This window comes from uncultured Bradyrhizobium sp., assembly GCF_947648125.1.
Taxonomy (GTDB): domain Bacteria; phylum Pseudomonadota; class Alphaproteobacteria; order Rhizobiales; family Xanthobacteraceae; genus Bradyrhizobium.
Genome location: NZ_CANSMR010000032.1, coordinates 72,725 through 83,650 on the forward strand (window position 1 = coordinate 72,725; position 10,926 = coordinate 83,650).

At 65.1% G+C, this 10,926-nt stretch carries 8 protein-coding genes; 3 read left to right on the plus strand and 5 right to left on the minus strand.

The window, feature by feature from the left end; all coding sequences use genetic code 11:
* Positions 1 to 96 precede the first annotated feature (96 nt).
* Positions 97 to 975, minus strand: a complete 879-nt coding sequence (locus tag Q0030_RS34655) for a transporter substrate-binding domain-containing protein (protein ID WP_298377757.1) — start codon at positions 973 to 975, stop codon at positions 97 to 99.
* 140 nt (positions 976 to 1,115) lie between these two features.
* Positions 1,116 to 2,078, minus strand: a complete 963-nt coding sequence (gene ppk2 / locus Q0030_RS34660) for a polyphosphate kinase 2 (protein ID WP_298377760.1) — start codon at positions 2,076 to 2,078, stop codon at positions 1,116 to 1,118.
* A gap of 148 nt (positions 2,079 to 2,226) precedes the next feature.
* Between ppk2 and Q0030_RS34665 the strand changes: the two genes are divergently transcribed.
* The gene (locus tag Q0030_RS34665; protein WP_298377762.1) at positions 2,227 to 3,399 is read left to right on the plus strand and encodes a fumarylacetoacetate hydrolase family protein; all 1,173 of its coding nucleotides are present in this window, start codon (positions 2,227 to 2,229) and stop codon (positions 3,397 to 3,399) included.
* Between the two features lie 214 nt (positions 3,400 to 3,613).
* Here the strand turns inward: Q0030_RS34665 and Q0030_RS34670 are convergent, their stop codons facing one another.
* The 3 genes from Q0030_RS34670 to Q0030_RS34680 all read right to left on the minus strand — a co-directional run bounded on the left by Q0030_RS34670 (position 3,614) and on the right by Q0030_RS34680 (position 6,499).
* On the minus strand, positions 3,614 to 3,823 hold the full coding sequence (locus Q0030_RS34670; protein WP_298377764.1) for a hypothetical protein: 210 nt from the start codon (positions 3,821 to 3,823) through the stop codon (positions 3,614 to 3,616).
* A 212-nt stretch (positions 3,824 to 4,035) separates the two neighbouring features.
* The gene (locus tag Q0030_RS34675; protein WP_298377767.1) at positions 4,036 to 5,667 is read right to left on the minus strand and encodes a Spy/CpxP family protein refolding chaperone; all 1,632 of its coding nucleotides are present in this window, start codon (positions 5,665 to 5,667) and stop codon (positions 4,036 to 4,038) included.
* 370 nt (positions 5,668 to 6,037) lie between these two features.
* Positions 6,038 to 6,499, minus strand: a complete 462-nt coding sequence (locus Q0030_RS34680; protein ID WP_024579268.1) for an Lrp/AsnC family transcriptional regulator — start codon at positions 6,497 to 6,499, stop codon at positions 6,038 to 6,040.
* A 131-nt stretch (positions 6,500 to 6,630) separates the two neighbouring features.
* On the opposite strand from Q0030_RS34680, the gene Q0030_RS34685 reads away from it, so the two are divergent.
* Positions 6,631 to 8,997, plus strand: coding sequence for a transketolase (locus Q0030_RS34685; RefSeq protein WP_298377772.1), 2,367 nt, complete (start codon positions 6,631 to 6,633; stop codon positions 8,995 to 8,997).
* A 305-nt stretch (positions 8,998 to 9,302) separates the two neighbouring features.
* A complete protein-coding gene (locus Q0030_RS34690) occupies positions 9,303 to 10,736 on the plus strand; it encodes an aldehyde dehydrogenase family protein (RefSeq protein WP_298377775.1) in 1,434 nt (477 codons plus the stop codon).
* Positions 10,737 to 10,926: the final 190 nt, after the last annotated feature.

The window sequence follows — 10,926 nt, forward strand, 5'->3', positions numbered from 1 at the left end:
GGCCATCCACGTCTTTCCCTCATCGGATGGAGACGAAGACGTGGATGCCCGGGACAAGCCCGGGCATGACGTTCAGGAGCCCCGAGCGTCGTGCTATCAGATATTCAGCTCCACCGGCACATCCTCGGCCTTGACGCCAGCGAGGCTGAGGCCCTTGACGAACCATTCGCGCATCTGGCCGATGCCGCGGTTGTAATCAATCCACACCGAGAGGAAATCGCGCCAGCGCTTGTCCTGTTCGCGTCGCACCGCCGTGCCGCTCGCGATCGTCACCGAGGGCGAGGCCAGGATCTTGTAGGTGCCGAGGTTCGGGTTCTTGGCGATCGCGGTCAGCCCGAGCACCAGCGCGTTGACCACGCAATCGACGCGGCCCGATGACATTTCCAGCATCACCTCGTCGCGTGACTTCAGCGACTTGATGGTGGCGTTCGGCGCAAAGCGCCGCGCCACCGCCTCGTTGGCCGAGCCGACGTCGACCGCGATCTTGACCTCGGGCTTGTTGATGTCGGCCCAGGTCTTGGCCTCGAGGCCCTTCTTCAGCATCGCGCCGAACGGATGCGGGAATACGAGGTTGGTGAAATCCACCACCAGCGCCCGCTGCGGGGTCGGGTTGAGCGCAAAGCCGAGGTCGATCTTGTTGGCCTGCAGATCAAGAATTGAATTGCCATAGGTCGACTCGACATATTCCAGCTTGACGTCGAGCAGCTTGGCAAGGTCGTTGGCCATCTCGATCGAGAAGCCGGACCAGGTGCCGGCGGCGAGATCCTTGTTGAAATAGGGCAGTTCGCCCGGCAGCACGGCGATCCGCAGCACCTTGTTGGCCCTGATCCGGTCGAGCGTGTTGTCGGCTTGGGCCTGCGCCGAGGCCGGCGTTGCCATGGCGGCCGCCAGCGCCGCGCCGCTGCCGATCCCGAGCGCATAGCGCAGCGCGTCGCGGCGATCTTCGGAAATTGCGATGTCGTCGGATTGAGTCAAGCGGGCCTCCCTGCACCAGATCGGGGAAGCCTAGCGTCGGTATCCGGCGCCAGCAAGGGCGCGGGCCTGCGCCAATAGTAGGCGAGGTGGCTAGCTATTCACCTCTCCCCGCGAAGGGCGGGGAGAGGTGGAAGGGAACGTCAATACGTTCCCGGCACGTACATCTCCGGCGGGATCGGGCCGCGGTGATAGTCGGGGTTGCGCACCCGCGGCGGCAGCACCACCGGTTGGTGGGTGACCTGCTGATAGGGGATCTGGCCCAACAGATGCGAGATGCAGTTGAGCCGGGCGCGCTTCTTGTCGACGGCATCGACGATCCACCATGGCGAGTCCTGCAGGTGCGTGCGCTCCAGCATCGTCTCCTTGGCCTTGGTGTAGAGCTCCCAGCGGGTCCGCGCCTCGACGTCCATCGGGCTCAGCTTCCACTGCTTCAGCGGATCGTGGATCCGCATCGAGAAGCGGAACGCCTGTTCCTCGTCGGTGATCGAGAACCAGTATTTCAGCAGGATGGTGCCGGAGCGGATCAGCATGCGCTCGAATTCCGGCACCGACTTGAAGAATTCCTCATACTGCTCGTCGTTGCAGAACCCCATTACCTTCTCGACACCGGCGCGGTTGTACCAGCTGCGGTCGAACAGCACGATCTCGCCGCCGGCCGGCAGGTGCGAGACATAGCGCTGGAAGTACCATTGCGTGCGTTCGCGCTCGTTCGGCGCCGGCAGCGCCGCGACGCGGCAGATGCGCGGGTTGAGCCGCTGGGTGATGCGCTTGATGACGCCGCCCTTGCCGGCGGAATCGCGACCCTCGAACAGCACCACGACCTTCTGCTTCTCGTGCTGCACCCAGTCCTGCAGCTTGACCAGCTCGCCCTGCAGCCGCAGCAATTCGCGGAAGTAGAGCTTGCGGTCGATCGACGGCCTTCCGGCGACGCCGTCGTGGTCGAGCTCGTCGAGCCTCATGTCGTCGAGCTCAAGTTCGAGTTCCTCGTCGAGGCTGTCGGCCATCTCCTGATGGATGCGGGCGCGCAAGGCTTCGTCGCGCAGGGCTTCGTCACGCAAGGCTTCATCTCGGGCGGCTTCATCGGTGAGGTCGGAGGCGGTCATGAAGGTCCGTCTTTCAGTGTGTTAGATCGATTGGACGGGAGCATTGACGGGCGATGTTACCCCTCTATGACATTGGCATGACCGCTGTTTCACGCTAGCGCGCGGACTGTGCTAACAAGCGATGACAAGATCAAAAAAGGAGACGCCGATGATTTCGCTCACGCCACAAGACGTCCTGCCGGAGGACGGCACCGCCGGCACGCTGGTCGGTCGGGTCTGGCTGCCGCAGGCGGGCGGACCCGCCGTGGTCGCGGTGCGGGGTGACGGCGTGTTCGACGTCACCGCGCGTTTCCCCACCGTGAGCACGCTCTGCGAGGAGGCGGATCCCGCCGCCGCGTTGCGCGCCACGCGCGGTGAGCGGATCGGCGATTTCGAGGCGATCCTCGCCAACACGCCGCCCGACGGCCGCGACGCGACAAGACCGCATCTGCTCGCGCCGGTCGATTTGCAGGTGCTGAAAGCCGCCGGCGTCACCTTCGCGATCTCGATGCTGGAGCGCGTGATCGAGGAGCGGGCGCGCGGCAACCCGTCCTCGGCGGAGGCAATCCGCAAGGAGGTGGTGCGCCTCGTCGGTGACGACCTCTCCAAGCTGAAGCCGGGCTCCGAGCAGGCGATGCGGTTGAAGCAGGTGCTGATCGACCAGAACGCCTGGAGCCAGTATCTGGAGGTCGGCATCGGGCCCGACGCCGAAGTGTTCACCAAGGCGCCGACGCTGTCCTCGGTCGGGTCAGGCATGGATGCTGGGCTGCATCCGAAATCGACCTGGAACAATCCGGAGCCGGAGGTCGTGCTTGTTGTCTCCGGAGCCGGCAAGATCGTCGGCGCCGCGCTCGGCAACGATGTCAACCTGCGCGATTTCGAGGGCCGCTCGGCGCTGTTGCTGTCGAAGGCCAAGGACAACAACGCCTCCTGCGCGATCGGCCCGCTGCTTCGGCTGTTCGACGGGACCTTCTCGCTCGACGACGTCAGGAAGATGGATGTCGGCCTCACCGTGAAGGGCGCCGACGGCTTCGTGCTCGAGGGCCATTCCTCGATCAGCAAGATCAGCCGCGACCCGACCGATCTGGTCGCCCAGACCATCGGTCCCGTGCATCAATATCCCGACGGATTTGCGCTGTTCCTCGGCACGATGTTCGCGCCGGTCAAGGACCGCGACGCCAAGGGTGAGGGTTTCACCCACAAGCGCGACGACATCGTCACCATCGAAGCGCCGCAGCTCGGCAAGCTCGTCAACCGCATGCGGGGCAGCGACGAATGCGAGCCCTGGACCTTCGGCGTTGGCGCGCTGATGAAGAACCTCGCACAGCGCAAGGTGCTGTGAGGAGGAGCGCAGCACGTTGCACGTAGGGTGGGTTAGCGAAGCGTAACCCACCATCTTGCCGCGCGTCATGGTGGGTTACGCTTCCGGCTAGCCCACCCTACGCACCTTGCTCCTTGTCGTTGCGAGGAGCGAAGCGACGAAGCAATCCACGTCTCTCCTTTGAGGCACCATGGATTGCTTCGCTTCGCTCGCAATGACGGTGCACGTCGTTCTGCTATATAAGGCGCGGCTCAACGTCCGGCCATGACGTGCTATTGCGCTTGCCGTCGCCGCCGGCGTTGTCGAACATGTTCAGAAACCTGCGCGGCAGATCAATCGCGTGCTGCAACTTGAGGGCGCGCGGATGCATGAAATTCGGAGCGACCGCTTGTCGCGCCCTTATGTGATCCAGTTCATCTTCGTTCGCGCTGTTCCGCTTCAGCATACTGGCTCGACGCGAACAGAAGGAGTCGCGGACATGAGCGAGCAGCCATCCAATGGAATGCCTGATTGGCTCACGACCGACATGCTGGTGATTGCCGTCTCACTGGCCATCATCGTGGTTGGTATATGGATCGCACCGTAGCCTCCGGCTGGTTGCCCCGCTGAGATACCGCGGGATGCGTCACCGCCATATGCGAGAGGCGATGGCGAGCCTTACAAGCCGATCATCCGGAAGATCATGCCGCCGATATTCGGGCCATGATGGTGGTGGCGGCGATGATGGCCTCGCGGCGGCTCGTCGCCGCCTGCGGCGGTCATTGCGGCGTTGGCGATCCTGCCGCCGTCGCGCTCGGGGCCAACGGCGTCGAACGCGGCCTTCTGCTCGTCGCTGAGCGCGCCGTAGAAGCTGTCCAGCGCCGGACGCACCGTGCCGATCGCCTGCAGCATGGAATCCAATCTGGCTTGGACCGCAGCAAGGCGTGCCGGCGGCGTGCGCGCGTCGGTGGGCGGACAGGACGATTTCAATGTGTCCTCGGCCTTTGTCGCTGCATCCCGCAACGCGTCGAGGCTCGCCCGCTGTGCGTCGGTCGGCTTGACGTCGCGTTCGATGATGTCGCCGGGCCACGCGATGGCGGCAGGCTGCGCCGTATTGCAGTTGCCGTTGTCCGCCGTCGCCTCACGCTGACCGCGGTGCTGATCTGCCACCAGCGCGGTCACCTTCGCCTTCTGATCGTCGCTGAGTAGCCCATAGAACTTCTCCAGCGCCGGCTGAAGAATGCCGACCGCGTCGCGCATCGCCTGGAGGCGCTGCTGCATCGCGGTGAGGCGGCTCGGCGCCGTCAGCGGCACGTCCTTGGGGCATGAATTGAGTATGGTCGCGGACGCCTTCTGCGATGCGCTGGCGAGCTCGTCGAGCGCCGTGCTCTGCTCCGCATTGGGTTGAATAGCGCTGCGGAATTGCTCGATCGGGAAGCCCGCGATATCGCTTCTGTCGCTGCCGCACATGTCGGCAAGGGTTGTGGTCTGACCGGTGGCGCGCGATCGACCCGAGGCCGGCGGCCGCGGACCGGCATAGCCGGGCAGGTAGTAGGCATAGCCGCTCAAGGCATCGTAGTCGTACGGACCGAACAGACCGGCATAGAGATCGCCATAACCGTAATCCCAGAAGTACGGGTCGTAGCCCCAGCCCCACCAGGTGTAGTCATAAAGATCATAATAGGCATACGGCCAGAAGATCGGGCCGACCCAGCCATAGCCGCCATTCGGATGGCGCCACCAGCCGACGCCGCCGATGGCGGCTCCGGCGGCGGCCGTCGCGATCGCGGCGCGCGTCATCGGATTGCGCAGGCCGCCCGGTCTCTGGAGCGCGGCCCGGACCTGATGCGAGGCCAACGCGTGCCCCACGGCGCTCGCATTGTGCCGCATCGCGGCGGGCGAGGCGGCATGACGGCCGGCGGCTACGCTCGGCGCGACGCGCGCGGCATGAGCGGCGGGCCGGAATTGGTTATGACGCGCGCCGGAGCCACCGCCGAGCCGCGTGCCTCCTCTTGCCGCGGGATGAATGGTGTGAAAGCCGCCGCCACGCGCGCCGCTGGCGTGAAATCCGCCACCGTGGAAACCGCCACCATGGAAGCCGCCTCCGCCGCCATGAAAGCCACCGCCGCCACCATGAAATCCGCCCCCGCCGGCATGAAAGCCGCCACCGCCATGACCTCCACCGCCGTGGCCGCCACCGCCACCGCGAGCAGCATCGGCGCTGCCTGCGAACAGCGCGGCCGATGCCGCGATCGCGAGGATCGTGGCGAGCGCCAACACGGTGTGTCTGCAACGGGCAGCCCTCAGCATCTGTCCTCACCCTTCGGATACTCCGTGATGCCTGACATCAACATCGAAGGCCGCTGCCGGGTTCCCGCGACGATCCGGTCGCGACGATTTAATTTGCAGTGCGGGACCTGCGGCGAGGCCAACATCCGGCGTGGTTCACCGCGGCTGAGGTGCCATCACTGAATGGCGCGGCGTACGGATGCGCAACATCTTGAATTGCACTTACTCATCGTCGTCCTGGCGAAAGCCAGGACCCATTACCCCAATTGTCCGTCGTTGCGCGACGCTGGGGCCGGATTCCCTTCACAACCAAATGCGGTGGTTATGGGTCCTGGCTTTCGCCAGGACGACACCGTGGTGTTGGCACGATTGGAGTTACCAACCAACGCCCTCACACCGGCAGCGCCGTCGAATACTTCACCTGGCTCAGCGCAAAGCTCGACTCGATCGAGGCGATGCCGTCGAGCCGGGTCAGCTTGTTCTTCAGGAACGCCTCATAGGAGGAGAGGTCGGCGGCGACGACGCGCAGCAGATAGTCGCGGTTGCCAGTCATCAGATAGCACTCGAGCACCTCGTCCCATTTCGAGATCGCGCGCGCGAAGCGGTTGAGGTCTTCCTCCTTCTGGCGCGCCAGCTTGATCGAGATGAAGACGGAGACATGCAGCCCGAGCGATTTCTGGTCGACGGTCGCAATGTAGCGAGAGATGACGCCGCGCTCCTCGAGCAGCTTGACCCGGCGGTGGCAGGGCGACACCGACAGCCCGACCTTGTCGGCGAGCTCCTGCATGGTCATGCGGCTGTCGGTCTGGAGCAGACTCAGGATCTTGCGGTCGATGGCGTCGAGGGCGGGCATTGGGATGAACTCGTTGGTTGAGGCCGGATCGTGGGAATTTATCCCAATTTTTTCTGTGCTGTCGCGCGGAATTGAGATTTTCGGCGGCCCCCGCGGCAGTAACATCCGACATATTCGCTGGGAGCATTGCCATGGGAATCGCGCCTGAACGCCTCGACATGCTCACGGCCCTGGCCCGCAAGGTGCTGTGGCTGTCGTCGTGGACCATCCATCACGCCAACCATGTGCGGCCCTCCACCGACGGGCTGAAAGTCGGCGGCCATCAGGCCTCGTCGGCCTCGCTCGCCAACATCATGTCGGCGCTGTATTTCTCGGTGCTGCGTCCTCAGGACCGCGTCGCGGTGAAGCCGCATGCGAGCCCGGTGTTCCACGCGATCCAGTATCTGTTCGGCCACCAGACCCGCGACAAGCTGGAGAACTTTCGTGGCTACAAGGGCGCGCAGTCCTATCCGTCGCGCACCAAGGACGTCGACGACGTCGACTTCTCCACCGGCTCGGTCGGCCTCGGCGTGGCGCAGACGCTGTTCGCCTCGCTGGTGCAGGACTATGTCAAGGCGCACGGCTGGCTGAAGGATCGGCCCGAGGGCCGCATGATCGCGCTGGTCGGCGATGCCGAGATGGACGAGGGCAACATCTTCGAGGCGCTGCTCGAGGGCTGGAAGCACGGCCTGCGCAACACCTGGTGGGTGGTCGACTACAACCGCCAGTCGCTCGACGCCGTGGTCCGCGAAGGATTGTGGGCCAAGTTCGAGACCATGTTCCGCAATTTCGGCTGGGACGTGGTGATCGTGAAATACGGCAAGCTGATGCTCGAAGCGTTTGCCGAGCCCGGCGGCGAGGCGTTGCGGCGCTGGATCGACAATTGCCCGAACCAGATGTACGCGGCGCTCTGCTTCCAGGGCGGCGCGGCATTCCGCAAGCATCTGCGCGACGATATCGGCGACCAGGGCGACGTGTCGGCCCTGATCGAGCGCCGCAGCGACGACGAGCTGCTGGCGCTGATGTCGAACCTCGGCGGCCACGACATGGCGAGCATGATCGAGGCCTTCGAGGCGATCGATCATGATCGTCCCGTGTGCTTCATCGCCTACACGATCAAGGGCGTCGGCCTGCCGATGCAGGGCCACAAGGACAACCACGCCGGCCTGATGACCGTGGCGCAGATGGAGAAGTGGCGCACGGCGCAGAACATCCGCACCGGCCACGAGTGGGACAAGTTCGAGGGGCTGTCGCAGGAGCCCGCGAAGCTCGAGGCGTTCCTCGCCGAAGCGCCATTCAACCGGGAAGGACGCCGCCGTCTCTCGGCGCCTCAAATCGACGTGCCGGAACGGCTGGCCTTCAAGGCATCCGCGCAGATGTCGACGCAGCAGGGCTTCGGCCTCGTGCTGCATGAGCTCGCGCGCGGCGAGACCGAGCTTGCGTCGCGCATCGTCACCGTTTCGCCCGACGTCACGGTGTCGACCAATCTCGGCGCCTGGGTCAACCGCCGCGGCCTGTTCGCGAAGGCGGAGAACCACGACCTGTTCCGGCAGGAGAAGATTCCGTCCGCCTACACCTGGGAATATTCCCCGAAGGGGCAGCACCTCGAGCTCGGCATCGCCGAGATGAACCTGTTCATCATGCTGTCGGCGCTCGGCCTGTCGCAGCAGATCAACGGCGCGCGGCTGCTGCCGGTCGGCACGCTGTACGACCCCTTCATCGAGCGTGGGCTCGATGCGCTGAACTACGCCTGCTACCAGGACGCCCGCTTCATGGTGGCGGCGACGCCGTCGGGCATCTCGCTGGCGCCGGAAGGCGGCGCGCACCAGTCGATCAAGACGCCCTTGATCGGGATGGGACAGGACGGGCTCGCCTCGTTCGATCCGGCCTTCGTCGATGAACTTGCCGTGATCATGGGGTGGGGCTTTGGCCACATGCAGCGCGAGGGCGCCGACGGCGGTTCGGTTTACTTGCGGCTCTCGACCCGGACGCTGGAGCAACCGCAGCGGATCATAACACCGGACCTGCAGCGTGACATCACCGATGGCGCCTACTGGATGCGCAAGCCGGGCCCGAACTGCGACATCGTTGTTGCGTATACCGGCACCGTCGCGCCGGAAGCGATCGAGGCGGTCGGCTTGATCGGCGAGAGCCACCGCGATGTCGGTCTCCTGGCGGTAACCTCTGCCGACCGGCTCTATGCGGGTTGGTCCGCTGCGCGGAATTTGCGCCGCGACCGCCGTGGCACGCTGCATTTGAGTCATATCGAGCGCATGCTGACGCCGCTCGGCCGCGACTGCGGCATCGTGACCGTGATCGACGGCCATCCGGCCTCGCTCGGCTGGCTCGGCAGCGTGCGCGGTCACCGGGTCGAGGCGCTCGGCGTCGAGCATTTCGGCCAAACCGGGACGATCGGAGACCTCTACCGCCACTATGGCATCGACGCTAATGCTATCATCGATGCGGCGGAAAGCGTGTCGGTCGGCGCCCCAGTGCGGCATCGCAAGATGGCGGTGTGATGAAGGGATAGGCCCCGGACCAGCGTCGCCACGCTTCGCGCTGCGCCGCATCCGGGGCACGAGAGCGGTCGGTCCTGGAGGTGTTTCGTGTCCCGGACGCGGCGCGGCACGGAGTGACGCGACGCAGAGCCGGGACCCATTTCGCGCATGCCTTGCCAGCTAAGCGGCGGCTACATTATATGCCGTGGGCGTGCACGAGCCGCGCCCCGCATATGGCGGGTTCAATTCGCCCTGCTTTCGTGCAAGGATGCCTGCCGAACGCTTTCCGTTCCCCTTATCCATACGCCCCGTACAAGAGGTTTCCGATGGTCAATCGCATGCAATTCTACATCGATGGCGCCTGGGTCGATCCGGTCGTCAAAGGCAAGTCCACCCCCGTCGTCAATCCGGCGACCGAAGAAGCGATGTATGAGATTGCGCTCGGCTCCAAGGCCGATGTCGACAAGGCAGTCGCCGCCGCCAAGCGCGCGTTCGAGACCTATTCCAAGACCAGCCGCGAGGAGCGCATCGCGCTGCTCACCAGGGTCGTCGAGGTCTACAAGGGCCGTATGAAGGAGATCGGTGCCGCCGTCTCCGACGAGATGGGCGCTCCGCTGCCGATGGCCGAGAAGCTGCAGGCCGGCGCCGGCCTCGGCCACCTCATGAACACCCTCGAGGTGCTCAAGAAGTACGAGTTCGAGGAGACCATGGGCACCGCCGTGATCGTGCGCGAGCCGGTCGGCGTCGTCGGCATGATCACGCCGTGGAACTGGCCGCTGAACCAGATCGCCTGCAAGGTCGCGCCCGCGCTCGCCGCCGGCTGCACCATGATCCTGAAGCCGTCGGAGTTCACCCCGACCTCGGCGCTGATCTTCGCGGAAATCCTCCATGAAGCCGGCGTGCCGAAGGGCGTGTTCAACCTGCTCAACGGCCTCGGCCCGGAGGTGGGTGCCGCGATGAGCGAGCATCCTGATATCGACATGATCTCGTTCACCGGCTCGACCCGCGCCGGCGTCGACGTCGCCAAGCGTGCGGCGCCGACCGTGAAGCGCGTCAGCCAGGAGCTCGGCGGCAAGTCGCCGAACGTGATCCTCGAAGGTGCCGATCTTGCCAAGGCGGTGACCGGCGGCGTGATGCACATGTTCAACAACTCGGGCCAGTCCTGCAACGCGCCGTCGCGCATGATCGTGCCGCTCTCCAAGATGAAGGAAGTGGCCGCGATCGCGAAGGGCGTCGCCGACAAGACCAAGGCCGGCGATCCGCGCGCCGACGGCACCACCATCGGCCCGGTCGTCAACCGCGGCCAGTGGGACAAGATCCAGGCGCTGATCCAGAAGGGCATCGACGAGGGCGCAACGCTCGTCGCCGGTGGCCCGGGCCTGCCCGAGGGCGTCAACAAGGGCTTCTACGTCCGTCCGACCATCTTCGCGGACGTCACCAACGACATGACGATCGCCCGCGAGGAAATCTTCGGACCGGTGCTGACCATCCTCGGCGCCAAGGACGAGGCTGAGGCGGTGAAGATCGCCAACGACACGCCGTATGGTCTCGCCGGTTATGTCTCGGCCGACACCGTGGAAACCGCGCGCCGCGTCGGTCGCCAGATCCGCGCCGGCAACGTCAACCTGCAGGGCGTGCCGAACGAACGCTCCGCGCCGTTCGGCGGCTACAAGCAGTCCGGCAACGGCCGCGAGTGGGGCCGTTACGGTCTGGAAGAGTATCTCGAGGCCAAGGCAGTCGCCGGCTACAACGCCGCGTAAGCTGGTCTACGAGAGACACGATTTTGGCGCCGGGGCAGGCAACTGCTCCGGCGTCGGACGTTTTGGAGGTGTAACTTTTGATCGTCGTCCCGGCGTTGGCCGGGGCGCCCAAGAGGCGGTGGCGTATAAAAAAATACCAGCCCACCAGACGGACGCCGAAGGGGGTTTGGCTGTTATGGGGGTACAAGGG